This is a genomic window from Sphingomonas sp. (assembly GCF_019635515.1).
Taxonomy (GTDB): domain Bacteria; phylum Pseudomonadota; class Alphaproteobacteria; order Sphingomonadales; family Sphingomonadaceae; genus Sphingomonas.
Window position 1 is genome coordinate 491,333 of record NZ_JAHBZI010000002.1, and the last position, 26,095, is coordinate 517,427.

The window sequence follows — 26,095 nt, forward strand, 5'->3', positions numbered from 1 at the left end:
AGCCAAGAACGGTGTCGCCTGTAACCCTGGGTCCCGGCGTTCGCCGGGATGACGAACGAGATTTATCATGCTGAAACAAGAGCCCGAAGATGGCCAGGCCACCCTCGCCGATCCCCATTTCCGCGCCGATGTCCTGACCGGCCTCGCCGCGACGCCGCGCGCGATCCCCGCGCGCTGGTTCTACGATCGCCGCGGCTCGGAGCTGTTCGAGCGGATCACCGATCTCCCCGAATATTATCCGACCCGCACCGAAACCGCGTTGCTGGAGAGGATCGGTCCCGAGCTTGGCGGTCTCGCCGCGCCCGATGCCGCGGTCGTCGAGTTCGGATCGGGCTCCTCGACCAAGACGCCGATCCTGCTCCGTGCGGTCCAGCCCGCCGCCTATGTGCCGATCGACATTTCCGGGGATTTCCTCCGCCAGTCGGCACGCGCGCTTTCCGCCGATTTCCCCGGCCTGCCGGTCTATCCGGTCGAGGCCGATTTCCTGCGTCCGGTGCCGCTGCCTCGGGAGGTCGCGGACCTGCCCAAGCTCGGCTTCTTCCCCGGCTCGACCATCGGCAACATGCAGGCCTTCCACGCCGTCGATCTGCTCCGCGCGATGCGGGATTGGCTGGGCGAGGGCGCCCGGTTGCTGATCGGCATGGATCGGATCAAGCCGCCCGAAATCCTGATTCCCGCCTATGACGATGCGCAGGGCACCACCGCCGCGTTCAACATGAACCTGCTCGAGCGGATCAACCGGGAGCTGGGCGGCGACATCCCTCTCGACGCCTTTCGCCACCGCGCCGTGTGGAACGCCGATGCCGCCCGCATCGAGATGCATCTGGAAGCCCGGCGCGCGGTGAACTTCGCTATCGGTGACCGCATGTTCCACATTCCCCAGGGCGAAACGATCCACACCGAGAACAGCCACAAATACGGCCCCAACGGCGCCCGCATGCTGCTCCGCGCCGGCGGCTGGACCCCGATCGCCGAATGGACCGATCCGCAGGACTGGTTCGCGCTGATGCTCTGCGAAGCGCAGCCGCTGCGGCGCGCGCCCTGACCGCCTTGCAATGTAGGATTTGGCCTGCTTGTCCAAGCCGGCCCGCGGTGCCGCCCGCGCTTTGAGATACCGGCCCGAAACATGCCCATGGTCAGTGCGACCATTGGGACCATTCGCGCCCGCTTCGCTCTAGGCTTCCCGGCTCAGCGCCACTGCGGTGTGGCGCGGAACACGGTAAGCCAGTTGACCGAGCCACGGCATTCGCCAAGCGAGCGCGCCTCGATCATCCGGAAGCGGCTGCCGTCCCACACCCAGCTTTGCGAGCTGCCGCAATCGCCCAGGCCCCGGCCCTTTTGCGAGCTGGTCAGCACCGCGCCGTCGATAGTCGCGAACGAAGCATTGGTCAGCACGCCCGGCCCGTCGCCGTCCATCCAATCGGGCATCACGTCGAATTCGGCCGGCGCGCCCTTGCCGCCGCGCAGCACGAACGCGGCGCTGTTGTAATTATAGGCGCCGCTCCCGCACGGGATCAGCACCAGCGTCGTCGTCGCGTCGAGCCGATAGCGCTCGACCGGCAGATCCTTCGCCACCGCCGAAAGGTCGCAGTCGCCGAGCTTGGCCATCTCGCCCAGCACCGCCTTGCTGGGGCTGTCGGCGGCTCCCGAGGCGGCCCGCAACGCCGGCACCACCGGAAGCGCCGATGCCCCGCCGCGCTGCTCGGCCACGATGTAATCGAGTGCCGCGGAAAAACCGTCGAGCGAAATCTTCGCCATCGCCCGGGCGCCGTTCCGAAGCTCGAGCCATTTGCCGGCCGCCATCGATTTGGCGAGCGCGTCCGCCGCCGGTCCGCTGACGCGGTAATTCTCGCCGATCGTGCCGGTCGCGACCTGCTTGCCGTCGACCAGCAGCGTCACCGGCCCCTTGACCAGCGTGGCCGGATCGATCGCGATGCTCAGCGTGCCATCGGCCTCGCGAGTCATCAGGACCTGGCTTGGATCGTCGCCGAACTGCTCGGGCGCCTGCAACGCGGTCGCCTCGCAGCGCTTCACATTGTCGCAGGCCGCGGCCCAGTCATCGAACACCTCGGCCTGGGGAGCGTCGGCGAAGGCGGCAAACAGAAGGAGCAGGTTCAGCATGAAGCGCAGTCTAGCCCAAGCGCGCGCCCGGGGGTAGGGGCGAGGCAATGAACGGGAGAAGCGTGATGAAAACGGTTGGCGTGATCGGTGCGGGGCAGATGGGCGCGGGCATCGCGCAGGTGTCGGCGCAGGCCGGTTACCGCGTGCTCCTGTCCGACATGGACGTCGCCCGCGCCGAAGCCGGCAAGGCGGGCATCGTCAAGCAGCTCGCCCGCGCGGTCGAGAAGGAAAAGATCGCCCAGGCCGATATGGACGCCGCGCTCGCCAATATCGAATGCGTCGGCGGCACCCAAGCCTTCGCCCCCTGCGACCTGGTCATCGAAGCCGCGACCGAGCGGGAAAGCGTGAAGCGCCAGATTTTCGAGAGCGTCGGCAAGGTGCTGGGTGATACCGCGATCCTCGCCAGCAACACCTCGTCGATCCCGATCACGCGCCTGGCGCAGGCTTCGCCCGATCCAGCCCGCTTCATGGGCGTCCACTTCTTCAATCCGGTGCCGGTGATGGGCCTAATCGAGCTGATCCGCGGCCTCGCCACTTCCGACGCCACTGTCGCCGCGGTCGAGACGTTCGGCCAGTCGCTGAACAAGCGCATCGTCCACGCCAATGACGCGCCCGGCTTCATCGTCAATCGCGTGCTGATGCCGATGCTCAACGAGGCCTGTTTCGCGCTCGGCGAGGGCGTCGCGACGATCCCCGATATCGATGCCGCCTGCCAGCTCGGTCTCAATCACCCGATGGGCCCATTCACGCTGGCGGATTTCATCGGCCTCGACACCTGCCTGGAAATCACCCGCGTGCTGTTCGAAGGCACCGGTGACCCCAAATTCCGCCCTGCGCCCTTGCTGGTGAAGTATGTCGAAGCCGGCTGGTACGGCCGCAAGACCAAGCGCGGCTTTTATGACTATAATGGCGCGGAGCCGGTGCCGACTCGATAGGGGGGAATCATGATCCGTTCGCTGACGCTGCTTGCTTTGCTGACCATCGCTTCGCCGGCGCTGGCGCAGGGGCGGCCGCTGGAGGGCGGCGACGTCCCCGCATTCTCGCTGCGGCTCGGCGAAATGGGCTTCAAGCCCGGGGTGATGCAGCCGCTCGGAAATGGCTCGCTGGGCACGACGATCATGGTCGATGGCGACCCGATGCAAATCGTCTTTTCCGAATGCGAGGGCTTCGAGACTTGCGATTACCTCACACTCAGCGCCACGTTCAGCGAAATCGTAAACCCGCCCGCGGCCTTTGTCGCCCGAGAGAATGTCCGGATCGATCCGATCAAGGTGTGGGTCGATCAGCAGCAGCATCTAGGTTTCAGCGCAACCGCGGTCGTTCAGGGATGGAGCGAGATCAATTTCATCACTTGGACGCGGCTGATCAGCGCATCCAGGCGGCAGCTGATGCGCGACGTGATCGAGGCCGGCCTGCACAAGCCCGGCAAATAGGGGAATGAGGCCAATGAAGCGGATGGCCCTCGCGGCACTTCTGGCGGCGTCGCCGCTGCCGGCCTTTGCGCAAACTGCTCCCACGCCAGCGCCGGCCCCTGCGCCACCTTATGGCACGCCCATCACGCTCGACGCAGCACAAGCGTTGATCGCCAAGGCCATCGCTGGTGCCAAGACGAAGGGCTTCCGCATGGCGGTCGCCATCGTCGAGCCCTCGGGGCAATTGGTCGCCTTCGCCAGGATGGACGACACCCAATATGGCTCGATCTACGTCGCCCAGAAAAAGGCCGAGACCGCCGCGCGCTATCGCCTCGCGACCAGCGTGATGGAGGCACGCACGCTTGCGGGCCGCACCGTTACGCTCGCCAATAACGACTCGCTGCCGATCGCCGGCGGCATCCCGATCCTGAAGGACGGCAAGGTCATCGGCGCGATCGGAGTATCGGGTGCGGCAGCGGCGAGGACGATGAGATCGCCAGGGCGGCGCCGCGATAAAGCTAGTTGAGCGGCCGCTCGACCGCCCAGCGGGCCAACGCCTCGAACGGCAACGGATTGTAGAATGCGATGCCGACATGCCCATCGTGCGCCCAGCGGACGTCTCCGCGACGCATATCGAGTCCCGGCACCGCCAGCGTGACGACATCGCCCTCGCGCAGATCAGCCGCCTCGATCTTGGCGCCGCCTTGCGAAACGTCGAGCAGGGTCACTTCCTGCTGTCCGTCATCGGTGGTCAGCCGCGCCGCGCAGCCCGCCGCCAGGCGCGGCATGCGCTGAACCAGACCGTGGCTCGGCGTGCGCGGATTGAGCAGGCTGGCAACATCGACAGCGTGATCGAACTGGACGCCGAACTGCCCATCCTTGGCCCACATCACCGAACCGGTGACGACATCGCCCGATCGCATTTCGACTTCGACGCGGTCGCCTTTGGCTGGTTTGGCCAGCGAGCGGCACATCATGCCGCCGGTCGAGAGGTTGCGGATCAGGCACAGCCCTTCGCGGCCCTTCCAGCGCAGCCGCGCCGAGCGATAGACCGACATCTTGGCGCGCTGGTCGCCGCGGCGGTCGTAGACGACTTCCCGCTGTCCGGACTCGGCCTGCGGTTGCGGCGGTGCCGGCGGGACATCGTTCCAGACCAGCGGCGGCCGTTCGACCCCGTCATCGGAATAGGCACGGCGCAGGGATTCGCGCAGCCGCTCGAACGGCCCGCTTTCAGGGGTCGGCAGCGGCAGCTGATGATCCATCGGCACAAATTCCCTGTTCGCACTGTGCGGACGGCACGCCCGCACTGACCCCTCCTGCGAACAGGGCTATTCATATCAAATTGAGTATCCGTTAAGGCCCCGGCGAAATGCGGCCACTATGGCAGCAACAACCCCGCCAGCGCCGCCGACATCAGGTTCGCCAGGCTGCCCGCGATCAGCGCGCGGATACCCAGCTTGGCGATCATCGGCCGCTGATTGGGCGCCAGGCTGCCTGTCGCGGCCATCTGGATCGCGATCGACGAGAAGTTGGCGAAGCCGCACAGCGCGAACGTGATGATCGCTACCGTGCGCGGCGCCAGATCCTTCATCGCGCCGAGATCGATGAAGGCGACGAACTCGTTGAGCACCAGCTTGGTGCCGAACAGCCCGCCCGCCGATACCGCCTCGTGCCACGAGATGCCGAGCAGGTACATGACGGGGGCGAACACCGCGCCGATGATCTTCTGGAAGCTGAGATCGGTCAGATAGGTTTGCGCCCAGCTCTGGAATCCCGGGCCGAGATTGCCCGACCAGGCGACGACCCAGTTGCCGAGCCCGCCGAGCAGGCCGTTGGCGAGCGCGACCAGTGCCACGAACGCCAGCACCATCGCGCCGACCGCGACCGCGATCTTGACGCCGGTCGATGCGCCCGATGCGGCGGCCATGATCAGATTGGCCGCGCGCTCTTCCTCCTCGACTTCGGCCTCGACCGCCTTGATCACCTCTTCCTCCGGGGGATCCTCGAGCGGCAGTTCGCCGTTCTTGGGCGCGATCTCGTCCGGCATGATGATCTTGGCCATCAGCAGGCCGCCCGGCGCCGCCATGAACGATGCCGCCAGCAGATAGGGCAGCGATTGCGGCCCGAGCAGGCTGGCATAGGCCGCCAGGATCGTCCCCGCGACGCCGGCCATGCCGACGGTCATCACCGCGAACAGCTGCGAGGGCGTCAGGCGCGCCAGATAGGGGCGGATCACCAGTGGCGATTCGCTCTGCCCGACGAAGATGTTGGCCGCGGCGCACAGCGATTCGACCTTGGTGGTTCCGACGACCTTCTCGATCGCTCCGCCGATCCAGCGGATGATGAACTGCATCACGCCGAGATGGTAGAGAATCGAAACCAGCGCCGCGAAGAAGATGATCACCGGCAGCGCCGCGATCGCGAAGCTGTTGCCGCCCAGCTCGGGCTTGGCGAGCGGACCGAACAGGAAGGCAGTGCCGGCGCCGGCATAGCCGAGCAGCGCGGTCACGCCGTTCGAAAGCCCGTGGATCGCCGCCACGCCCCAGCTGGTGCGCAGGACGATGAAGGCGATCCCCGCCTGCAGCAGGAACGCGGCCCCGACGACGCGGATGCGAATCCCCCGCTTGTTGTTGGAAAGCAGGAAGGCGATGGCGAGGATCGCCAGTACCCCGAAGATGCCGATCGGAAACTGGTTCATCACGATCCCTTCTTCGCAGCGCGCTCGGCAAGGATCGCGCGGCCCTTGGCGAGCGGAAACGCAGCGCCCAGCGATTTGCTGTCGGGAGCGGACGCGCCCTTCGAGCAGACGAACTTCAGGATGGTCTCGCCCTGCGTGCCGGGATCAGTGCCTTCCCACTCCACGCCCATGTCGCTGGGCCCGTCGGACTTGAGCGCGCTGTCGAACATCTCGCCGGTCATCAGGTGCGAGCGGTTGGCGGGGCAATCGAACTCGACGATGAAGCGATAGGCGGAGACGCCCTCCTCATCCTGGGCGAGCACCGAGAACATCGCCGCTTCGGTGAAGCCGCCGGCATTGGTGCGGATGCTGCCCTTGTCGATGAAGGTGATGTTGCTGCCCTTGGAATCGGCATCGACATAATACCAGTCGCTGTCCGCCGCGGCGGCATTGGTCAGCGACAAGGCAATGGCGGCAAAATATGAAAGCATGCGTTCCCCCGTCCCACAACGCGCGGGAATCTCAGGAGCTTGGCGCGGCGGCGGGCCGAACGCAAGGGCCGCACCATCGCGGGGCTTGCGGCGCGCGATATTGGCGTTAGCGTCTGGAGCATGGCAACGAACCCTCCCGCGCTTCAGCGCTCGCTCTTCGTCTTCGCGCTCTTCTACGGCGGCATGGTGTGCATAGCGGGTGTGCTCGGCAACAAGCTCGTCGGCCTGGGGCCGGTATCTGCCATCGGGCCGCTGATCGGCCTCGAACCCCTGTCGGTCGAAGCCGGCATATTCGCCTTCCTGCTGCTGGTCGCTCTTTCAAGCGCTGTCGCCGAATTGCACGGCACGCAGATGGCGAACCGATTGGTGCGGATCGGCTTCCTGCCGTTGCTGATCTCGATGGCGTTGATCGAGCTTGTCCTGCACCTCCCCGCCGGCGGCGGCATGGATCCCGGGCGTCTCACCGCCTTTGAGACCATCCTGGGCCAAAGCTTCCGAATGATGCTTGCTGGGCTGATCGCCTACGGCACCTCGCAGACGCTCAATGTCACGATTTTCAGCGCGCTAAAGGGCAAGGAGGGCTCGCGGTTGCTGTGGCTGCGCGCCGCAATTGCCAGCGTTCTTTCGCAAATCGTCGATACGGTGTTGTTCATCAGCATCTCTTTCTACGGCGTATTCCCGATCGGTGGGTTGCTGGTGGGCCAGATGGCAACCAAGGTGGTGCTGTCGATCGTGCTGGTGCCGGCGCTGATCTACCTGTTCGTCGGGATCGGCCGCCGTCTGGACGGAACGTCCGCCGAAGCCTAAGCGCCCCGGCATGACCAACGCACCCGATCCGGCGCTGCTCGCCAAGGCGGAAACGCTCACCGAGGCGCTGCCCTATCTGCAGCGCTACGCCGGCAAGACCTTCGTCGTGAAATATGGCGGCCACGCGATGGGCGATCCCGAGCTGGCGCGCGATTTCGCCGAGGATGTGGTGCTGCTCAAGGCGGTTGGCATCAATCCGATCGTCGTCCATGGCGGCGGGCCGCAGATCGGGGCGATGCTCAAGCGGCTCGGCGTCGAATCGAGCTTTGTCGGCGGCCTGCGCGTCACCGATGCCGCCACCGCCGAGGTCGCCGAGATGGTTCTCGCCGGCAAGATCAACAAGGAGATCGTCGCCTGGATCGCCGAGGCCGGCGGCCGTGCGGTCGGCATCTCGGGCAAGGATGCCGGGCTGGTGGTGGCCGAGAAGATCCGGCGCACCGAGCCCGATCCGAACTCCGGCATAGAGCGCCATGTCGATCTCGGTTTCGTCGGGGATCCGGTCTCGGTCGATCCGACGATCCTCTATGCGCTGGCGAAGGAGAATTTCATTCCCGTCGTCGCTCCGGTCGCGCTCGGCGCGGATGGCCAGACCTATAATATCAACGCCGACACCATGGCCGGCGCGATCGCCGCGGCGTGCGGCGCGGCGCGCTTCTTCCTGCTCACCGATGTCGCCGGCGTGCTCGACAAGTCGGGCACGCTCCAGACCGATCTCGATCCGGCGCGGATCGAGGCATTGAAGGCCGACGGCACCATCTCCGGCGGCATGATTCCCAAGGTCGAGACCTGCGTCAGCGCGGTCCAGGCCGGGGTCGATGCCGCGGTCATTCTCGACGGGCGCGTGCCGCACGCGATGCTGCTGGAGATATTCACGCGGCAGGGCGCCGGCACGCTGGTGCACGCTTGATCCTTGTTAGCTGCGCCGGAGTTCCTATACTCCGTCCAAAACCGGTGTCGCGGAGACCGTCTTGATCCCCATGTTCAAAATGACGCTCGAAATCCTCGATTTCGCGCTCATGATCCTCACCTGGATCATCATCGTCCAGGCCATCCTGTCATGGCTGGTCGGGTTCAACGTCATCAGCCGCTATAACGAGTTCGTCGCCACCTTGTGGACCGCGCTCGACCGGATCACGCGGCCGATCTACGATCCGATCCGCCGGATCATGCCCGATACCGGCCCGCTCGATCTCACGCCGCTGGCGGTGCTGCTGATCCTGTTCGTGCTGCGCAATATCGTCATCAGCGGCCTGCTCCAGCAACTCGCCAATGCCAGCCTCTGAGGCTTGGCGCAGCACTCCCGACGGAATCGAGATCGCCGTTCGCGTGACGCCGCGCGCGCCGCGCGATGCGTTCGCGGCGGGCACGCCCGAGCATTTCGCCGCCCGTCTCGCCGCGCCGCCGCGCGACGGTGCGGCCAATGCCGCGCTGATCGTGCTCACCGCCCGGACCTTTGCCGTGGGCAAGCGGGCGGTCACCTTGATTTCGGGTGACACTGCACGCCTGAAGCGGGTGCGCATCGCCGGCGATCCCATGAAGCTGGCAGAGATCGCCCGCAGCCTCTATGGCTCCGGCCATGACGGCTGAAATCATCGACGGAAAGGCCTTCGCGGCCGGGTTGCGCGCCCGCGTCGGCGCGCTGGCAGCGGAATTCGCCCCCAGGGCGGGCCGGGCCCCCGGGCTGGCGGTGGTGCTGGTCGGCGAGGATCCCGCCTCCGCGGTCTATGTCCGTTCGAAGGGCAAGGCGACCCGCGAGGCCGGAATGGAAAGCTTCGAGCATCGCCTGCCCGCCGATACGCCGCAGGACGATCTGATCGCGCTGGTCGACAGGCTCAACGCCGATCCTGCGGTCGATGGCATCCTCGTCCAGCTCCCGCTGCCCAGGCACATCAATGAGCAGGCCGTGCTCACCCGCATCAGCCCCGACAAGGATGTCGATGGCTTTCACCCGGTCAATGCTGGCCGCCTCGCCACCGGGCTCCATGGCTTCGTGCCCTGCACCCCACTCGGCTGCCTGATGCTGCTCGAAGACCGGCTCGGCGATCTGTCCGGTCTCGATGCGGTGGTAGTCGGCCGCTCGAACATCGTCGGCAAGCCGATGGCGGCGTTGCTGACCAAGGCCAACGCCACCGTCACCATCGCCCATTCGCGCACCCGCGATCTGCCGCGCCACCTGCGCCACGCCGACATCGTCGTGGCGGCGGTCGGCATCCCCCATTTCATCAAGGGCGAATGGCTCAAGCCGGGCGCGGTCGTGATCGATGTCGGCATCAACCGAACTGAACAGGGTCTGGTCGGCGATGTCGATTTCGAAGGCGCGATGTCGGTCGCCGGCGCCGTCACGCCGGTGCCGGGCGGCGTCGGCCCGATGACCATCGCCGTCCTGCTCCGCAACACGCTGGTCGCCGCGCATCGCAATGCCGCTGTCCCGCTTGAGAAGGGGGTGATCTGATGCTGTTCTCTCTGCTTCTCGCGTTGCAGGATGTTCCGGCAACGGCGGTCGAAGCCGAGCAGGCGATGGAGCGCGCCGCGCAGACGGAGGGGCAATGGACGGCGGTGCGCCGCTTCGCCGCGCCCGACGCGGTCGTGCTCAGCCCTCAGGCAGTTCCGGTTGCGGAAGCGTATGGCGAGCCCGATCCGCCGCGCGCTTATCATTGGTGGATCAGCGACAGCTATGTCTCGTGCGATGGCAGGGTCGCGATCAATACCGGGCCGTGGGAGCGGGAAGGCGAATATGGTTGGTTCACCACCGTCTGGAAGCGCCAGCCGGACGGCTCGTGGGCATGGATCGTCGATTTGGGCGGATCGACCGAGACGCTGCTTGTCGCCCCGATGCAGCCGGTCACGCATAAGGCGTCGTGCGAAGGCAAGGCGCCGTCACTGGCCTTTGCTGGCCGCGGTGGACTGGGCGGTTCCGCGGACAATAGCTTGCTGTGGCAATGGACCGTGACCGCAGAGGGCAGAGGCAGTTTCCATGCGCTGCTTTGGACCGGCACGACGTTTGAAACCGTCGCCAAATCTGGCCTCCGGCAATGACCGAGCTCTTCATCTCCAGCTTCATCACCTTCTTCGTGGTGATCGATCCCCCCGGCTGCGCGCCGATCTTCGCCGGGCTGACCGCGGGCACCACGTCCGCGCATCGCCGGATCATGGCGATCCGCGCGGTGATCGTCGCCTCGCTGATCCTGTTCGGCTTCGCGCTGTTCGGCGAGGCACTGCTCCGCGCGCTCGGCATCAGCCTCAACGCCTTCAAGATCGCCGGGGGGATCATGCTGTTCCTGATCGCGCTGGAGATGGTGTTCGAGAAGCGCACCGAGCGCCGCGAGGGCCGCGCCGAGAAGGTCAAGGAATCGCAGGCGCCCGATATCTCGATCTTCCCGATGGCGATGCCGATGATCGCCGGGCCGGGCTCGATCGCCTCGGTGATGCTGCTGATGAGCCAGAATAGCGGTTTCGAGCGCAATATCGCCGTGCTCGGCGCGATGGCCGCGATCCTGCTGCTGACGCTCGTCGCCCTGCTCGCCGCCGGGCCGATCATGCGGCTGGTCGGCGCCAAGATCGAAGCGGTGATCTCGCGGCTACTCGGCGTGCTGCTCGCGGCGCTGGCCACGCAGTTCGTGATCGACGGGATCAGGGCTTCGCTGGTGGCCGGGGCGGCACTGTCGGGGCACTAGCTTGATGGCTGGTGCGGGGCGCCCGGTACCGCCGAACCCGAAGGCGCCGGGGCACTGATCTTCCATAGTTTGAACGGCGAATTCTTCGGCAGCGGCACGGGCGTCAGCCAGGCCGGGATCTTCCCCTCCATCAACTGCGCGTAAAAGCCATTCGGCGCGCGCGAACGGTACAAGGTCGTCTCGGACATATCCGGGCAGACCAGCAGATAATCGGCCTTGTGCGCGGCCATGATCTCCCGCGCCGCCTCGGGCGTGCCGGTGAAGGCGTGATGGACGTCGAGGATCGCGCGGCCGTTGCGGTGATAGGGGCCGGCGACGCCATTCTGGTTGGTGACGGTGATCAGCCGCGGCCCCATATCGACATGGCTGAACAGGATCGAGCGCGGAAAGGCGTTGAGCGCGCGCAGCGCCGTCATCCGCGCGCAGGCCGAATTCGCCTGCGCCACCTTGTCGGGCCCGCCGCCGGCGCCGGGCTTGGAGCCGCTCGGCAGATATGGCAGCACCAATCCGGCGAAGAGCCCCGAGACGATCAGGAACGCCGCGACGGAACCGAATACGCGCAGGAAGATCGAGCCGCGCCGCAGGAACCACGGCACCACCACCCAGGCCAGCGCGCATGCGCCGGGCACGCTCAGCATCTGCGCCGCCGGTCCGGCGCGGACCTGCCACAGCAGCATCGCCCCGGCGAAGGTGGTGAACAGGGCGATCGCCGCCCAGCCGACCACCGCCTCGCTGCCGCGCGCGCGCCACGTCGCGACCGTCGCGCCGATGATCCCGATCACCGGCAGCACCGCGATCGGGAAGGCGGTCTTGAGCGGGTGGCGGTAGATCGGCCGCGCCTCGCGGACATTGTTGAGCCAGGTGTTGGCGAGTTCGTCGGAGACCTGTTCGGGCCGGCCCAGGCATTGCGGGAAGAACCAGGCGAAGCCCGCGACGATCGCCGCCCCGGCAATCGCGCCGAGCGCCAGCCGGGCCAGCCGGTTGGCGGGGCTCAGCCGCCCGATCAGGAACAGCAATGTGCCGCCCGCGACCATCACCGAAAGCCATACCGGCGTCAGCGCGTCGCAGCGCATCACCTGGTTGGCGTTCGACGCGAACAAGGCGAAGCCGAGCGCCGATCCTCCGGCAAGCGTCACGCCATAGACCATCATCCGCCGCGCCTCGGCGGCTTCCCAGATCCAGCGCAGGGTGATGATCGCCCCCGCCATCGCGCAATAGGGCAGCATCTCGAGCCCGATGGTCAGCGAAAAGGCGCTGGAGATGCCGACGGTCGCGCCGCCCCGCGCGCGGCGCGGATCGGCGAGGCCGGCGACAGTCATCGCCAGCGCCGCGAGCTGCCAGCCATGATGGTCGATACGCAGCGGCGCGTACATCGTCATCGTCGAGGTGCAGCCGAGCAGGATCACCATCGCCAGCGGCCAGCTATAGGGCGCGATCAGCCGCCGCACGGTCAGCGACAGCCCGGTCATGGTGATCGCCAGCGGCAGCAACGGGGCGATCCCGCATGCCCAGTTCTCGGCACGCATGCCGAGGAACGGCTTGAGGATCAGGATCAGCGCCGCGATCGGCAGATCGGGCAGCCGCGACCAATGAATGTCGAACCCGCCATTGGCTGGATCGAGCCGGTAGTTGCGCAAATCGTACCAGCCCTGTCCGCCCATCCAGGCGCGGACCTGCATCAGCCGCATATTGTCGTCGGTGTCGCCGAGCATCAGCCAATAGATGTTGGCCTGGCGATTGATCAGGAACCACGCAGCGACGCAGGCCCAGAAGACCAGCATCCAGCGCAGCCAATGCTGGCTCAGTTCATCGTCGATGCGGAAATCGCGTAGTGCCCCGAGCTTCAAAATCGCTTCCCTAGTACTCCCGTCCGCATTAGGGCGGCCCGCACTTCCGGGGCAAGCGACTAGTGACGGCACTTCTTCGACAAATCGAGACGATGCGGGCGAGCGGGATGCTCGGCCAGCTTATCCGCTTCGGTATCGCCGGCGGTATCGCCACCGCGCTGTACACCGCCGTCTATTCCCCGCTCGCCGGTTTCCGGATCACCTCGGAGCAGGTCGCCAATCTTGCCGGCTATTTCGTCGCGATGGGCGCCGGCTACGTCATGCACAGCAAATGGAGCTTCAAGGGCCACGGCGCGCAGGCGTCGCAGACCACCTGGCGCTTCTTCGTCGTCTCGCTGGTCAGCCTGGCGGTGAACACCTTCTGGGTATGGCTGCTGACCGACGACGCGGTGCTCAATGGGCCATGGTGGTGGCCGCTGATTCCGATATTGTTCGTGACGCCGCTCGTTACGTTCGCACTCAATCGCATCTGGGTTTTCGGCTGATATGGACCGCGTTGTTTATGATCGCATGGCCGCGCACGACACCACCCATTGGTGGTACCGCGCGCGCCGTGAAATCCTTTCCGATTATCTCAAGCGCTGGGGCGCTGTGCCCGGGGATGCGCGCATCCTCGAGATCGGCTGCGGCACCGGCCACAATCTGCCGATGCTGGCGCAGTTCGGCGATGTCGATGCGATCGAGATCGACGAGGCCGCCGCCGCCAAGGCCAGTGAGCGGCTCGGCAAGAAGATCGGCTCGTCGCCCTTGCCCGAACTGGAGGGTGTGAAGCCCGGCAGCTATGATCTGGTCGCGGTGCTCGACGTGGTCGAGCATGTCGAGGACGATGTCGCCGCGCTCAAGGCGATCGCCACAGCGCTCAAGCCCGGCGGCCAGATCCTGATCACGGTTCCCGCGCACCAATGGATGTGGAGCGCGCATGACGTCGTCAACCATCACAAGCGGCGCTATTCGAAGACGACGCTGATCGCCGCGCTCGATGCTGCCGGTCTCCAGTACCGCAAGCTCGGCTGGTTCAATTCTTTGCTGTTCCCGGTCGCGGTCGCGGCGCGCTTCGCGGGCAAATTGATGGGCAAGGACGACAGCGATGATTCGCCGCCGCCCAGGCTGCTCAACACCGCCTTTGAGAAGATCTTCGGGCTGGAACGTCACCTCGTCGGGCGCGTGCCTTTGCCGCCCGGCCTGTCGATCATCGTGCTGGCCTCGCCCAGATAATTTGCGCCAAATAATTGCGGTTCCGGCTGTCCTACAGTCGCCGCTTTGTGCGATGCAGGACCGATGTGCCGGGCAACTACCCCTGCCATTTTCGCGGTGCGGGTAATTAAACTGCGCGGCGGCGCAACGAAATTGCGCAACCGCCGTGAAAAGCGTGAAGTTGGACCGGTCGAATCCCCCGCCGTTCGCGAATCAGCGCTTGGGCGTCTTGGCGGGCGGCGCGGCTTCCCCGCGCGCCGCATCCTCGGCGAACTCGCGCGCCTCGGCGCTGTCCTCGAAACGATAGCCAAGCCGGGCACGGCCCATCACCGGCCCGGTCACGTCGGCGACCAGATAGATCGGGCGCTTCTTCGATTCGACATAGAGCCGCCCGAGATATTCGCCGATCATCCCCAGTACGAACATCTGCACCGCGCCGAGCACGACCACCACCAGCATCAGCGAGGTCCAGCCCTGGATCGCATGGCCGAACATCCAGCCGCCGAGGATGTAGAGGATCAGCAGCGCCGATGCGCCGGTCAGCACCATTCCGGCATGGCTGGCGAAGCGCAAGGGCGCGGTCGAAAAGCCGGTGATCGCGTCGAAGGCGAGCCGCAGCATCTTCGACAGCGGATATTTTGTGTCGCCCGCGTGCCGCTCGTGGCGGTCATAGGGAAAGGGAACCTGCTTGAAGCCGACCCAGGCGACCATCCCGCGGATGAAGCGGGCCTGTTCGGGAAGGGACAGGAACGCGTCGAGCGCGCGCCGGCTCATCAGGCGGAAATCACCGGTGTCGAGCGGGATCGGCGTATCGGTGATCCGGTCGAGCATCCGGTAGAACACCGCGGCGGTGACCTTCTTGAAGATGCTCTCGCCATCGCGCTTGCGGCGGACGGCATAGACGACATCGGCGCCCTGCGACTTCATCGCCGCGCGCATGTCGGTCAGCAATTCGGGAGGGTCCTGCAGATCGGCGTCGATCACGAGGATCTGATCGCCCGCGCAGAGATCGAGTCCGGCGGTCAGCGCCAGCTGGTGACCATGGTTGCGCGACAGGTTGATCGCGACGAGGTGTGGATCGGTCAGTGAGAGGCGCTGCATGATCTGCCAGCTCGCGTCGCGCGATCCGTCGTTGATCAGCACGATCTCATAATCGTCTCCCACCGCCGCCTGCGCCGCCGCCGAGACGCGCCCGTGCAGCATCTCGAGGCACGCCTCCTCATTGTAGCAGGGGATGACGACGGACAGCGCGGGCCTCTTCATGGGCGAAGCCTTAGCGATGTTGCTGGCGTGCGTCGATATGGGCCCGCTTGGCGTCCCGCCGGCGATCGATTGCAGGAGGGCAGGTGTAGCGAGAATGTCGCCCGCCACGCGTCCGATGAGCGCGAAATCAGCGCCGGAAGCGCTTCCCCCGGCTGCTACTTTACCGCGTCGTTACCAGGTTGACCGTTCGCAGGCGCACAATTAGGGAAAAAATAATGCGAGTCAGTCGCAGTAGCGAAAGGGTTTGAAATGAAGTGGCAGTTGGTGGCGGGGATCAGCCTGATGGCATGTATGGCGACAACGCCGGCATTCGCGCAGGATGTTGTGCAAGGCGCCGATACCCAGGCGGAGGCTGAGGCCAAGACCGGCGACCAGACCATCACCGTCACCGCGACGCGCCAGCCGGTCGCGGTCGCCGATGCCCCCGCCACCGTTACCGTGATCGACGAAAAGCGCATCGCCGACGAGCTCGCGACTGATATCAAGGATCTCGTCCGCTACGAACCCGGCGTCAGCGTTCCGCGCGCGCCGACCCGCTTCGGCGCCGCATTGGGTGTCACCGGCCGCGCTGGCAACGAAGGCTTCATCGTTCGCGGCATTGGCGGCAATCGCGTCCTGATCCAGGTCGATGGCGTCCGCGTGCCCGATGGCTTCACTTTCGGTGCGCAAGCGGCGGGCCGCGGCGACTATGTCGATCTCGGCCTGGTCAAGTCGGTCGAGATCCTGCGCGGCCCGGCCTCGGCGCTGTACGGCAGCGACGGCCTGTCGGGCGCGATCAGCTTCGTGACCAGCGATCCCGGCGACTTTCTCGCCGGCGGCAAGAGCATCGGCGGCCTCGCCCGGGCCGCCTATAGCTCGTCGGACAATGAGTTCAGCGAAACCGCGATCGTCGCCGGCCGCACCGGCACCCTCTCGGGCATGGTCGCGTACACCCGCCGTGACTTTAACGAGCTCGAAAACAAGGGCGTGGTCGGAGGTACCGGTGCGACCCGCACCATCGCCAACCCGCAGGACGGCCGTTCGGACGCGGTCCTGGGGCGCCTTGTCTGGGAGCCGGGCGGCGGCCACAAGCTGCGCCTGACCGGCGAATATCTCAATACGCACCTTTTCACGGATGTTTTGACCGGGCGCAGCGCCACGGTCGATCTGGTCCAGGGGACCGACACCGGCAAGCGCATCCGCGTCGCCGCCGACTATACGTGGCAGGGCGAGGGTACGATCGACTACGCCCGCCTCAGTGCCTATTGGCAGGACGCCGAGGACCATCAGTTCACGCGTGAGGACCGCACCCCCGCGGCTGACCGCACGCGGCTCAACACTTTCGACAACAGCGTTTACGGCGCCTCGGCCGAACTCCGCGCGGGCTTTGAGACCGGCGCGCTGGGCCACCGCCTCGTAATCGGCGGCGATGTCAGCCGCACCCGCCAGGAAGGCATCCGCGGCGGCACCGTGCCGACTCCTCCCGATGTCTTCCCGACCCGCGCCTTCCCGATCACTGACTATACGCTCGCCGGCGCCTTCATCGCCGACGAGATCGCGATCGGTCCGCTAACCCTCTATCCGGCGCTTCGCTTCGACACCTACGATCTCTCGCCCAAGCGCGACGCGCTGCTTCCGGCGAGCATGGTTGTCGCTGGCAGCAACGGATCAAAAGTCTCGCCGAAGTTCGGCGCGGTCGTGAGGCTCGGCGGCAATTTCCGCCTGTTCGGCAACTATGCTCACGGCTTCAAGGCGCCGGAGCCGAGCCAGGTGAACCAGTATTTCGAGAATCTCGCCTTTGGCTACACCTCGCGTCCCAATCCCAATCTCCGTCCCGAAAGCAGCGAAAGCTTCGAAGGCGGCATCCGCTTCACCAGCGACATCGTGAGCGCCAGCGTCACCGCGTTCAAGGCGGATTATGACGATTTCATCTCGCAGGAAGTCGTCGCCGGCACCGGCGCGCCCGGCAATCCGCTGGTCTATCAGTTCGTCAACATCAATCGTGTCGAGGTCGCGGGCGCCGAGGCCAAGATCGAAGCGCGCACGGCGAGCGGCTTCAACGCGCAGGCGGCGCTTTCCTACGCCACCGGCAACGGCTTTAACGGCGCCGGCGTGAAGAGCCCGCTGTCGACGATAGAGCCGACCAAGCTGGTGTTCGGCGGCGGCTATCGCGATCCGGCAGGAACCTTCGGCGGCCAACTGATCGCGACCTACAGCGCTCAGAAGGAAGTAAACCGCACCACCGGCGTGTGCGCGGCCACCTGCTTCACGCCCGGCGAGTTCGTGATCCTCGACGCCACCGCCTTTGTCCGCCTGACCGACGGGCTTACGGTGCGCGCCGGCGTCTTCAACATCTTCGACCGCAAATATGCCTGGTGGAACGACGTCCGCGGCGTCGCCAGCACTTCGACGATCAAGGATGCCTATACGCAGCCCGGCCGCAATGGCAGTGTGTCGATAAGCTATCGCTTCTGATTCGCATTAAGGGACGAAAAATAATGACCTTCAAGCTATGGGGAGCGGTGCCTGCGGCGCTGCTCCTGATTTCCGCGCCGGCAGCTTTAGTAGCGCCCGCCCAAGCCCAGACTGCCGCGAAATCGGCATTCGAAGCCGACCGCGCCGACATTCTCGCGATGGCGGGCAATTACAAGGTCAAGTTCGACATGCAGGAATCGACGCCGTGGCGCGCGGGCTACACGCCGATCCCGGCCAAGATTTCGGGCGGCAATGAAGTCGTCCGCGTGATCGAGGATTCGGGCAAGACCATCCGGCTCCAGCATTTGCTCGTCATCGATATGGGCGAAGGCAAGAAGATGATCGTCAAGCACTGGCGGCAGGATTGGGAATATGAGCCTGCCAAGGTGCTGACCTATGCCGGCCCCGATGCCTGGGAATGGACCAAGGTGCCAGAGGCCGAGCGCAAAGGCGCCTGGTCACAGACCGTCTATCAGGTCGATGATAGCCCGCGTTATGGCGGCTGGGGTAAGTGGCAGACCGTTGGCGGGCTTCGCCGCTGGGTCTCGAACGACACGTGGCGCCCGCTCGCCCGCCGCGACGCGGTGCGCGGCCCCGATTATGACCGCTATCTGAGCGTCAACCGCCACCAGAGCGGCCCGGCCGGCTGGGTGCAGTGGCAGGACAATATCAAGATCGGCCCGGCCGCTACCGGCGGCGACAAGCTCGAACCGATCGTCCAGGAATATGTCCTCAACACCTACACCAAATTCGACGGCTTCGACGTAAAGTTCGCCGACGATTACTGGGCCGCGACCAAGGGTTATTGGGCGGCGATCCGTGCGGAATGGGATCGAATCGCGGCGACCAAGAACGGCATCCGCATCACCGAGGAAGCCGATCACGGCACCGTTATCAGTGGCCGCGTGCTCGAGATCGCCGACGAGATCCAGTCGGGCAAGACCAGCGAGGCTGACGGCATCAGGACTGCCAAGGCGCTGATGGATCAGGCGACCAGGGCGGCTGGCGGCTAGAGCCCACGCGTGAATGCGGGAGGGCTTGGCGCCCTCCCGCGATCCCTAGATCTGCACCCTTGCGGTCACGCGAATGTCGCGACCGGGCAGTGGCGCGTAATCCTTGAGCACGCTCGAATGGCGGCGGGCCTCGACATCGAAGATGTTGTTCGCCGACAGCGATATGCTGGTGCCCTCCGGACCCCAGGGTTTCCATGCGATCGACGCGTTGACGAGCGTGTGGCTCTTGGTCGGCGTCTCGAACGCGGCGAGGCGGTTCTGCGCGAAGCTGTGCTCGGCCTCGACGCGGAAGTTCAGATGATCCGACTGCGCTTCCAGCCCGGCCAGCACCCGCATCGGCGGGATGCGCGGAACGGGACCGGCGCCGATGATGTTGGCGTGGACATAATCGGCCAGCGCATCGGCATTGATCGTGAAGTTCTTGATCGTGCCGAGCCGCGCCGAGCCTTCGGCTTCGATCCCGTAGTAATCGGCATCGGCCTGATAATATCGGAAGACCGGCAGATCGTCCTGCACCGTGCCGGTGGGGGCGTCGTAGATGTAGTTGCTGAAGCGGTTGTAATAGGCTGAGGCGCCGAGGCTCCAGCCGTCTCCCGAGCCCTTGAGCGTGGCTTCCACGCCCCACGCCTTTTCGGCGGTGAAGTCGGGGTTGCCGATCTCATAGGCCTGGGTGCCGGCATGGGGGCCATTGGCGAACAATTCCTCCGGCGTCGGCGCGCGCGAGCTGCGCGAGACGTTGACTCCGAAGCGCAGCCGGTCGGCGATCGCATAGCTGGCGCCGAGCGACCCGGAGACATTGTCGTAGCGGCGATTATAGGCCGGATTGCCGATATCGGCGTCGGCCATCGCGCTAAGATCGTTATGCTCGTAGCGCAATGCCGCTTCGGCCTTTACTGCGCCAAAGTCGAACGATTGCAGCGTGAAAAGGCCATATTGGGTGGCAATATTCTTGGGCAGGAACTTCTCGTCGCCTATGACGTGCATATCGCGCGCCGAATATTGAAGGCCGCTGACACCTTCCCAGGCGCCATGACTTTCCTGGACGAATTCGAGCCGGCCTTCCTGCCCCTTGCTGTAGAAAGTGGTGCCGACCGCGCCGGTGTCGTCGATTTCCGAGTGCTGGTAGTCGGCGGCGGCGAGACGGAGGCGGATGGCGTGGATGCCGGCGGTCTCGGTGGTGACTTCGCCGCGTACATCGAAGCGGGTTTGCCTGGCATGGAGGCGTACCCGTTCGGCTTCGACCGTGGGATCGAGCGAGTAGCGGACCGGCACGCCATAGATGCTGTCATAATGACTGACCGAGAAGCCAAGATTGCCGCGCGAATCGATGATCGCGGCACCGCCGGCGACGTCCCAGGTGCGGGCGGCGGTATTGGGCACCACGCCCTTCAGATCGGCGAGCTCGCGGATCTCGGGGTCGGCGCTGGCCAGCGCCTGGCTGCGCAGATCGCGCGACAGGACATAGCCCCCTGTGCGCTGGTCGCCGGTCTTGGTGTAGCTGCCATCGGCGTGGAAGACGATATTGCCGCTGACCGGTACATCGGTGGTGGCGGATATGGCACGCTCCTTCGACGCGGTACCATAGGTGCCGATGCCGTCGAAATGCACCGCTTCGGCGGGCATGCGGCGCGGAATGCGGCTGTCGATGACATTGACCACCCCGCCGATTGCCGAGGGGCCGAACAGGAGGGCGGTGGGCCCGCGCAGCACTTCGATGCGGTCGGCGGTCAGCGGATTGATGATCGCGGCGTGGTCAGCCGAAGTGTTCGACACGTCGATGCTGCCGATACCATCGATTAGGAGCGGCGCACGCGCTCCGACAAAGCCGCGCAGCACCGGGCGCGATGCGTTGGGACCGAACGCGGTAGAGGAGACGCCCGGCTGCTTGGCCAGGGTCTCGCCGATCGTCGGGCGCAATTCGCGCTTGAGCTCTTCGGTGGCGAGCACCGCGGTGCCGCCCAGCACGTCCGCCGCATTGCGCGCGCGGCTGCCGGTGACGACGATTTCCTGATTGGGCTGGCTGTGATCCTGCGTGTCGTCGGCTGCAGCCGCGGGGATAGCCTTAGCGGCGGGTGCCGGGTCGGGATCGGCGGCGCGAGCGGCGACGGGAATAGCAAGCGCGGCAGTGGCCGCGCCGAGGAACAGGGCAAAACGCATGGGAATAAACTCCGGAAAACCTGGTCAGGGGGCTGATCGGCAATCACGGGACGCAAGCGGGCGCAGTGCGCCGGCAATGCTGTCAGGATTGCTCAGGCTTGGAGTGGTTGCGGCGGCGCGCGGCTCTGCCAGCCGTGCGATACCGGTTGGACCTGGGTCCAAAGGGCGCGAGGCGTTTCGGGCGCCGGCACAGCCGGCATGACCGGCGGAGAGATTTCCGCCGGGGTTGGCAGCAGCACGCTGCCGGCATGGGCGAGTTCGCGGCAGATCGGGCAGGAATCGGGCAGTTTGAGCGGAGTCTTGCGGTCCGCACCGGCTGCGACATCGACAATTACAGTGGTGGTGCCAGCGAAGGGCGATCCGTTCTCGGGATGGCGATGTGTCTGTGCGACGAATCCCTGCCAGCTGACCGCCAGCATCATCGCGAGGAGCACGGCCCGCCATGCGGAGGCGAAGTGGTCGCCCAGGATGCGCGTCATCACCGCACGGCCAGTGCCACGCTGGATGCGCTTGTCCGGGAAACGCCGTGCCTTCATCGTATCCGAAAATGCTTTCTGCTGCGATCGCCCAAAGCCGATATGTTGCATCGTATCATAACGCAAGGCGCTTCGGCGACCTAGGTGCGTCGTAGGGGGGACGAAGATGAACCGGGGACAATGGTGGGCTCGCCGGGATTCGAACCCGGGACCTACAGATTAAAAGTCCGTTGCTCTACCGACTGAGCTACGAGCCCTACCAAGGCGGTGCACCTAGGGGCGGGGCCGGTGCCGGTCAACCGCCAGACTTGGGCGGAATGCGGGTTACCTGGATGAGCACCGCGCGCCAGACGTCACCCACACGGCGGAACACGTCTGAATAGCGGAAGCGGCTTGCGAAGCGCTTGCCGCCCGATTCGCCGGTCAGTTCGGTCTCGGCGCTGACCACCGCGGCATCGGGACCGAGCAGGGTAATGGTGCGATCGACCAGAACAAGTGGATCGTATTTGTCGCCCTGGTTCATCCACCCCTCGATGAAATCCGTCTTGCCCTGGCGCTTGCCCGAACCGTCGATGAAGATCAGGCCGTCATCGACCAGCTTGTCCATCGCGGCGCGATCCTGCGTAAGCTGCGCGGCGTCGAACGCGTCGGCAGCGCGGAGAATCTCGGCATTGGGATCATCGGCGATCAAGGCGAGCGCGAGCAGCGGGGTCATTGCGGTCTCCGGAGACGGGCGGCGAGATGGCGGACGCTAAGCCCCGAAATCGGATCGCGCCAGCCGGGGGTGATGGCGAGCAGCGGAGTGAGCACGAAATCGCGGGTGCGAAAATGGGGATGGGGAACGGTGAGTTGCGGCCCGCTCCACGCGCCGCCCGACCACAGGATGATGTCGAGGTCGATCACCCGCGCCGCCCAGGATTGCCCGCGCCGGCGGCCGAAGGCGCGCTCAATCGCTTTCAGCCGGACGAGCAGTGTCGGAGGATCGTCGCCGGTTTCGATAATCGCGGCGGCGTTGGCGAAACGGCGTCTGGAAGGACCGAGCGGGCGAGTGGCGAGGATAGGTGAGACGGCGACGGGCTTGAGCAGCGCCAATGCCGCCCGGATTTCGCGCTCGGGATTGCCGTGGCGGCCGCGGCGATTCGATCCCAGCGCGATCACGTAACTTGTTGTCGTCGTCACGGTTGCCGGCCTATCGCGGGCGGATGCCCGAGCCAAGCCACGACTGCCCGCTCTGTCCTCGCCTTGTCGGCCTGCGCGAGGAATTGCGGGCGGCGCAGCCGGCGTGGTGGAACGCGCCGGTGCCCGCTCTGGGTGATGCGGATGCGCAAATTGCCATTGTCGGCCTCGCGCCAGGGATGAAGGGTGCCAACCGCACCGGGCGGGCGTTCACCGGCGATGCTTCGGGCGATATGCTGTTCGCGACGCTGGAGAAGTTCGGGCTGGCCGAGGGTGGTGAGCCGAAGGGCGTGCTGATCGTCAACGCGGTCCGCTGCCTGCCGCCGGGCAACAAGCCAAGCCCCGAGGAAATCCGGACCTGCCGCCAGTTTCTGCAAACGCAGTTCCGCGCGCCGGTGACTATCGCCTTAGGGCAGATCGCGCATCAGTCGGCGGTTAAGGCAATGGGCGGGCGTCTGCCCAAGGCGCCCTTCGGTCACCTCCATGAGCACCGGATGCCCGACGGTCGCGTGCTGATCGATAGCTATCACTGCTCGCGCTACAACCAGAACACCAACCGGCTGACGGCGGAAATGTTCGAGGCGGTATTCGCGCGGGCGCTGGAGGTGCGTGATGCGCTGGCACCTGCTAGGATAGCCGTCGCTGAATAGGAGAGTCCCGATGCGTATAATCTCGCTTGCTCTGCTTCTGCTGCCCGCCGCCGCGCTCGCCGCCGACCGCGATCCGCCGGCACCGGCCAAGGTGTGCCAGACCCAGCCGCAAATCGCGATCCAGCCGGCCGCGCCGAACCGCCCGCAAAAGCTGAACGAGATGCCGAAAGCCGAAGCATTCTACGCCGTGCTGCGGATCGAGGATGGCTGCGAGAAGCTCGTCAGGGTTCGCGAATACAAGCGCGAGCGGCGCTGAGGCTCAGATATCCTCGACCAGCCGGCCGTACAATTCGGGCCGGCGATCGCGAAAGAAGCCGAAAGCGGCGCGGTGGCGCTTCACGCGATCGAGATCGAGCGTGGCGGTGATCACCCCGGTCTCGGTCCGATCGAGCTCGGCGAGGATGTCGCCACGCTCGTCGGTGATGAAGCTAGTGCCGTAAAAGGTCTGGCCATGTTCGGTGCCGACGCGGTTGGCGGCGACCACCGGCACGACGTTCGAGACCGCATGCCCGACCATCGCGCGGCGCCATAGCCGCGCGGTATCGAGGCTGTCGTCGTGCGGCTCGCTGCCGATAGCGGTCGGGTAGAACAGGATTTCGGCGCCCATCAGCATCATCGCCCGGGCGGTCTCCGGATACCATTGATCCCAACACACACCGACGCCGAGTGTGGTGGCATCCGGGCCGCTCCACACCTTGAAGCCGGTATTGCCAGGCCGGAAATAGAATTTCTCTTCATAGCCCGGACCATCGGGGATGTGGCTCTTGCGATAGATGCCGGCGACCTTGCCGTCGGGCCCGATCATCGCGAGGCTGTTATAATGATGCGGGCCATCGGCTTCGAAGAAGCTGGTCGGGATATGGATGTGCAGCTCGGCGGCGAGCTTCTGCATCGCCAGCACCGCCTTGTGACTTCCGGCCGGCTTTGCATTGGAGAACAGCCCCTCATCCTCGACGCGGCAAAAATACTCGCCCTCGAACAGTTCGGGCGGCAGCACGACCTGTGCGCCGCGCGAGGCCGCCTCGCGGACCATCTCGGTCACGTTCGCGATGTTCGCGTCGATGTCATCGGTGAAGGCGAGCTGGAGCGCTCCGACAGTGATCTCAGTCATGGCCGCGCATGTAATGTGGATTGCCTTGTTTCGCACCCCCTGCCTTAACTGCCTTGCATGACCAGCTTCGAATTCGCCTTTTCGCTCTTCGGCCTATTGCTAGGGTTGTCCGTCGCCGAAGTGATGAGCGGCTTTGCGCGGGTGTTGCGGGCGCGGACCACGATCCGGCTGGGCTGGCTGACGCCGATGCTCGGCGTGCTGCTGATGGTCGATCTCGTCACCTTCTGGTCGAACGCATGGGATATGCGCGACGCGATCCCGCCAAGCTTCGCTGCTTTGCTCTTCGGCACCGTCATCGCCTGCGTCTATTTCCTGTCGGCCTCGCTCGTTTTCCCCACTGCGGTTACCGAATGGCCCGATCTCGACGCCTATTTCATGCGCCACAAGGGGCAGGTGATGATCGGGGTGATGACCGCCAATCTGCTGGTGATGGTCGCGCGCATTCTGCTCTACGGCAACATATTCACCAGTTGGCAATCGGTGACCGTGCCGGTGCTGTTCACCGGATTGGGACTCGGGCTGGTCCTGTCGAAGAACAAGTGGATGTGCGGTGGCATCCTCGCGGTGCTGCTCAGCCTCTACGGACTGTTCCGCTTCCTATTCTGACGGGATTTGCTGGCTGATGCAGTGGAAGCTGCCGCCGCCGGTCAGGATATGGTCGGCGCGCTGGCCGACGATCTGGCGATCCGGGAAGATCTTGCCAAGCGCCTCGACCGCGGCATCGTCATTGTCCTGCCCGTAGAGCGGCACGACCACGGCGGCGTTGCCGATATAGAAGTTCATATAGCTGGCGGGCACGATCTCCTCCTCATGTCCCAGCACGCGGCCGGGCGAGGGAAAGGGGACGACCTCGACGCCGTGCCGCTCGGCGCGCATCTTGGCGTCCTGATAGATTCGCCAATTGGGATCATTGTCCGTCGCGACCGGGATCAACAGGCGGTTAGGCCCTACGAAGCGCGCGAGATTGTCGACATGGCCGTCGGTATGATCGTTGACGAGGCCGTTGCTGAGCCAGAGCACCTCGGAATAGCCGAGATCGGACTTGAGCAATGCCTCGATCTCGGCCTTCGACAGGCCTGGATTGCGGTTGGGGTTGAGCAGGCATTGCTCGGTGGTGACGACCAAGCCGGTGCCGTCGCCGTCGATCGCGCCGCCTTCGAGAATCCAATTGTGGCTCTCGACATGGAAATGCTGCCGGCGGGCGAGCCGGAGCCCGATAGTGTCGTCGCCTTCGAGATCGTATTTACCGCCCCAGCCGTTGAATTCGAAATCGCGCGCGCTGCGGTCTCCACCGATGATCGCGGCGGTGTCGCGCAGCCAGATGTCGCCGAACGGCTCGACGACGATGCGCGCGTCATGGCCGACCAGCTTCTTGGCTGCGGCGGCGGCTTCGTTATCGGCACAGACCAGGATCACCTTCTCGCCGCGCCCCTCGGCATGGACGGCGCGCGCGAACACCGCGACTTCGGCGCGGGCGGGTTCGAGATCTTCGACCCACAGCTCGGGATGGCTGGGGAAGCCGATCCAGACGGCGTCGTGCGGTGCCCATTCGGGCTTTGGAGGAAGCATGCG

30 protein-coding genes and 1 tRNA gene are annotated in these 26,095 nt (G+C 65.6%); 18 read left to right on the plus strand and 13 right to left on the minus strand.

The annotated features are described in order from the left end of the window. Positions 1 to 67 precede the first annotated feature (67 nt). Positions 68 to 1,045, plus strand: a complete 978-nt coding sequence (gene egtD / locus KF730_RS14590; RefSeq protein WP_294098444.1) for an L-histidine N(alpha)-methyltransferase — start codon at positions 68 to 70, stop codon at positions 1,043 to 1,045. Positions 1,046 to 1,188: 143 nt separating this feature from the next. Here the strand turns inward: egtD and KF730_RS14595 are convergent, their stop codons facing one another. Further along, positions 1,189 to 2,121, minus strand: a complete 933-nt coding sequence (locus tag KF730_RS14595) for a DUF1176 domain-containing protein (RefSeq protein WP_294098446.1) — start codon at positions 2,119 to 2,121, stop codon at positions 1,189 to 1,191. Between the two features lie 65 nt (positions 2,122 to 2,186). On the opposite strand from KF730_RS14595, the gene KF730_RS14600 reads away from it, so the two are divergent. Genes KF730_RS14600 through KF730_RS14610 form a run of 3 tightly spaced genes read left to right on the plus strand, consistent with a single transcriptional unit; the run spans position 2,187 to position 4,059 of the window. After that, complete coding sequence (locus tag KF730_RS14600; protein WP_294098448.1) at positions 2,187 to 3,056, plus strand: 3-hydroxyacyl-CoA dehydrogenase NAD-binding domain-containing protein; 870 nt, start codon at positions 2,187 to 2,189, stop codon at positions 3,054 to 3,056. Between the two features lie 9 nt (positions 3,057 to 3,065). After that, positions 3,066 to 3,554 carry a hypothetical protein gene (locus KF730_RS14605; protein WP_294098449.1) on the plus strand — a complete coding sequence of 163 codons (489 nt, stop codon included), beginning with the start codon at positions 3,066 to 3,068 and terminating at the stop codon, positions 3,552 to 3,554. Between the two features lie 13 nt (positions 3,555 to 3,567). Beyond that, positions 3,568 to 4,059 carry a heme-binding protein gene (locus tag KF730_RS14610; protein WP_294098451.1) on the plus strand — a complete coding sequence of 164 codons (492 nt, stop codon included), beginning with the start codon at positions 3,568 to 3,570 and terminating at the stop codon, positions 4,057 to 4,059. Here KF730_RS14610 and KF730_RS14615 read toward each other — a convergent pair. The 3 genes from KF730_RS14615 to KF730_RS14625 form a co-directional block, all read right to left on the minus strand. After that, positions 4,052 to 4,795, minus strand: coding sequence for a PilZ domain-containing protein (locus KF730_RS14615; RefSeq protein ID WP_294098453.1), 744 nt, complete (start codon positions 4,793 to 4,795; stop codon positions 4,052 to 4,054). The two genes, KF730_RS14610 and KF730_RS14615, sit on opposite strands and share 8 nt — an antisense overlap. Positions 4,796 to 4,911: 116 nt before the next feature. Continuing rightward, positions 4,912 to 6,231 (minus strand): nucleoside transporter C-terminal domain-containing protein, encoded by a 1,320-nt coding sequence (locus KF730_RS14620; protein ID WP_294098455.1) that lies wholly within the window; start codon positions 6,229 to 6,231, stop codon positions 4,912 to 4,914. Next, positions 6,231 to 6,701, minus strand: coding sequence for a surface-adhesin E family protein (locus tag KF730_RS14625; protein ID WP_294098460.1), 471 nt, complete (start codon positions 6,699 to 6,701; stop codon positions 6,231 to 6,233). Before KF730_RS14625 ends, KF730_RS14620 begins: the two co-directional genes overlap by 1 nt. A gap of 120 nt (positions 6,702 to 6,821) precedes the next feature. On the opposite strand from KF730_RS14625, the gene KF730_RS14630 reads away from it, so the two are divergent. From KF730_RS14630 to KF730_RS14660, 7 genes are all read left to right on the plus strand, one after another. Further along, entirely contained in the window at positions 6,822 to 7,508 is a 687-nt protein-coding gene (locus tag KF730_RS14630) for a queuosine precursor transporter (protein ID WP_294099894.1), read from the plus strand. Positions 7,509 to 7,518: 10 nt separating this feature from the next. Beyond that, positions 7,519 to 8,415, plus strand: a complete 897-nt coding sequence (argB, locus tag KF730_RS14635; protein ID WP_294098465.1) for an acetylglutamate kinase — start codon at positions 7,519 to 7,521, stop codon at positions 8,413 to 8,415. Between the two features lie 70 nt (positions 8,416 to 8,485). After that, a complete protein-coding gene (locus KF730_RS14640) occupies positions 8,486 to 8,791 on the plus strand; it encodes a YggT family protein (protein ID WP_294099895.1) in 306 nt (101 codons plus the stop codon). Next, entirely contained in the window at positions 8,778 to 9,095 is a 318-nt protein-coding gene (locus tag KF730_RS14645) for a DUF167 family protein (RefSeq protein ID WP_294098468.1), read from the plus strand. The genes KF730_RS14640 and KF730_RS14645 overlap by 14 nt, the downstream gene beginning before the upstream one ends. Next, positions 9,085 to 9,960: a bifunctional methylenetetrahydrofolate dehydrogenase/methenyltetrahydrofolate cyclohydrolase FolD gene (gene folD, locus KF730_RS14650; protein ID WP_294098470.1), complete on the plus strand. Its 876-nt coding sequence runs from the start codon at positions 9,085 to 9,087 to the stop codon at positions 9,958 to 9,960. The genes KF730_RS14645 and folD overlap by 11 nt, the downstream gene beginning before the upstream one ends. Beyond that, positions 9,960 to 10,544, plus strand: coding sequence for a hypothetical protein (locus tag KF730_RS14655; protein ID WP_294098472.1), 585 nt, complete (start codon positions 9,960 to 9,962; stop codon positions 10,542 to 10,544). Before folD ends, KF730_RS14655 begins: the two co-directional genes overlap by 1 nt. Continuing rightward, complete coding sequence (locus tag KF730_RS14660) at positions 10,541 to 11,182, plus strand: MarC family protein (RefSeq protein WP_294098475.1); 642 nt, start codon at positions 10,541 to 10,543, stop codon at positions 11,180 to 11,182. Before KF730_RS14655 ends, KF730_RS14660 begins: the two co-directional genes overlap by 4 nt. On the opposite strand, the gene KF730_RS14665 is transcribed toward KF730_RS14660, so the two are convergent. Next, entirely contained in the window at positions 11,179 to 12,963 is a 1,785-nt protein-coding gene (locus tag KF730_RS14665) for an AcrB/AcrD/AcrF family protein (RefSeq protein WP_294099897.1), read from the minus strand. The genes KF730_RS14660 and KF730_RS14665 overlap by 4 nt on opposite strands. A 128-nt stretch (positions 12,964 to 13,091) precedes the next feature. Between KF730_RS14665 and KF730_RS14670 the strand changes: the two genes are divergently transcribed. Beyond that, on the plus strand, positions 13,092 to 13,514 hold the full coding sequence (locus tag KF730_RS14670; protein WP_294098477.1) for a GtrA family protein: 423 nt from the start codon (positions 13,092 to 13,094) through the stop codon (positions 13,512 to 13,514). A gap of 1 nt (position 13,515) precedes the next feature. Further along, entirely contained in the window at positions 13,516 to 14,244 is a 729-nt protein-coding gene (locus KF730_RS14675; RefSeq protein ID WP_294098479.1) for a class I SAM-dependent methyltransferase, read from the plus strand. A 192-nt stretch (positions 14,245 to 14,436) separates the two neighbouring features. On the opposite strand, the gene KF730_RS14680 is transcribed toward KF730_RS14675, so the two are convergent. Next, on the minus strand, positions 14,437 to 15,486 hold the full coding sequence (locus KF730_RS14680; protein WP_294098483.1) for a glycosyltransferase family 2 protein: 1,050 nt from the start codon (positions 15,484 to 15,486) through the stop codon (positions 14,437 to 14,439). Positions 15,487 to 15,735: 249 nt separating this feature from the next. On the opposite strand from KF730_RS14680, the gene KF730_RS14685 reads away from it, so the two are divergent. Continuing rightward, positions 15,736 to 17,940: a TonB-dependent hemoglobin/transferrin/lactoferrin family receptor gene (locus KF730_RS14685; RefSeq protein ID WP_294098486.1), complete on the plus strand. Its 2,205-nt coding sequence runs from the start codon at positions 15,736 to 15,738 to the stop codon at positions 17,938 to 17,940. Positions 17,941 to 17,963: 23 nt separating this feature from the next. Further along, entirely contained in the window at positions 17,964 to 18,953 is a 990-nt protein-coding gene (locus KF730_RS14690; RefSeq protein ID WP_294098490.1) for a DUF6607 family protein, read from the plus strand. A gap of 45 nt (positions 18,954 to 18,998) precedes the next feature. On the opposite strand, the gene KF730_RS14695 is transcribed toward KF730_RS14690, so the two are convergent. The 5 genes from KF730_RS14695 to folK all read right to left on the minus strand — a co-directional run bounded on the left by KF730_RS14695 (position 18,999) and on the right by folK (position 22,765). Beyond that, positions 18,999 to 21,110 carry a TonB-dependent receptor gene (locus KF730_RS14695; RefSeq protein WP_294098493.1) on the minus strand — a complete coding sequence of 704 codons (2,112 nt, stop codon included), beginning with the start codon at positions 21,108 to 21,110 and terminating at the stop codon, positions 18,999 to 19,001. Positions 21,111 to 21,202: 92 nt separating this feature from the next. Continuing rightward, on the minus strand, positions 21,203 to 21,646 hold the full coding sequence (locus tag KF730_RS14700) for a hypothetical protein (protein ID WP_294098500.1): 444 nt from the start codon (positions 21,644 to 21,646) through the stop codon (positions 21,203 to 21,205). Between the two features lie 121 nt (positions 21,647 to 21,767). Beyond that, positions 21,768 to 21,843, minus strand: a tRNA-Lys gene (locus KF730_RS14705). Between the two features lie 38 nt (positions 21,844 to 21,881). Continuing rightward, positions 21,882 to 22,301, minus strand: a complete 420-nt coding sequence (locus tag KF730_RS14710) for a nuclear transport factor 2 family protein (protein WP_294098502.1) — start codon at positions 22,299 to 22,301, stop codon at positions 21,882 to 21,884. Then, positions 22,298 to 22,765 (minus strand): 2-amino-4-hydroxy-6-hydroxymethyldihydropteridine diphosphokinase, encoded by a 468-nt coding sequence (gene folK, locus KF730_RS14715; protein WP_294098505.1) that lies wholly within the window; start codon positions 22,763 to 22,765, stop codon positions 22,298 to 22,300. Before folK ends, KF730_RS14710 begins: the two co-directional genes overlap by 4 nt. A 23-nt stretch (positions 22,766 to 22,788) precedes the next feature. On the opposite strand from folK, the gene KF730_RS14720 reads away from it, so the two are divergent. Beyond that, on the plus strand, positions 22,789 to 23,412 hold the full coding sequence (locus KF730_RS14720; RefSeq protein WP_294098508.1) for a uracil-DNA glycosylase: 624 nt from the start codon (positions 22,789 to 22,791) through the stop codon (positions 23,410 to 23,412). 10 nt (positions 23,413 to 23,422) lie between these two features. Further along, complete coding sequence (locus KF730_RS14725; RefSeq protein WP_294098510.1) at positions 23,423 to 23,668, plus strand: hypothetical protein; 246 nt, start codon at positions 23,423 to 23,425, stop codon at positions 23,666 to 23,668. Between the two features lie 3 nt (positions 23,669 to 23,671). Here KF730_RS14725 and aguB read toward each other — a convergent pair whose 3' ends face one another. Then, on the minus strand, positions 23,672 to 24,523 hold the full coding sequence (gene aguB / locus KF730_RS14730; RefSeq protein ID WP_294098513.1) for an N-carbamoylputrescine amidase: 852 nt from the start codon (positions 24,521 to 24,523) through the stop codon (positions 23,672 to 23,674). 57 nt (positions 24,524 to 24,580) lie between these two features. On the opposite strand from aguB, the gene KF730_RS14735 reads away from it, so the two are divergent. Continuing rightward, positions 24,581 to 25,129 (plus strand): hypothetical protein, encoded by a 549-nt coding sequence (locus tag KF730_RS14735; RefSeq protein ID WP_294098517.1) that lies wholly within the window; start codon positions 24,581 to 24,583, stop codon positions 25,127 to 25,129. On the opposite strand, the gene KF730_RS14740 is transcribed toward KF730_RS14735, so the two are convergent. Then, entirely contained in the window at positions 25,121 to 26,092 is a 972-nt protein-coding gene (locus KF730_RS14740) for an agmatine deiminase family protein (protein ID WP_294098519.1), read from the minus strand. The genes KF730_RS14735 and KF730_RS14740 overlap by 9 nt on opposite strands. Between the last annotated feature and the right edge of the window lie 3 nt (positions 26,093 to 26,095).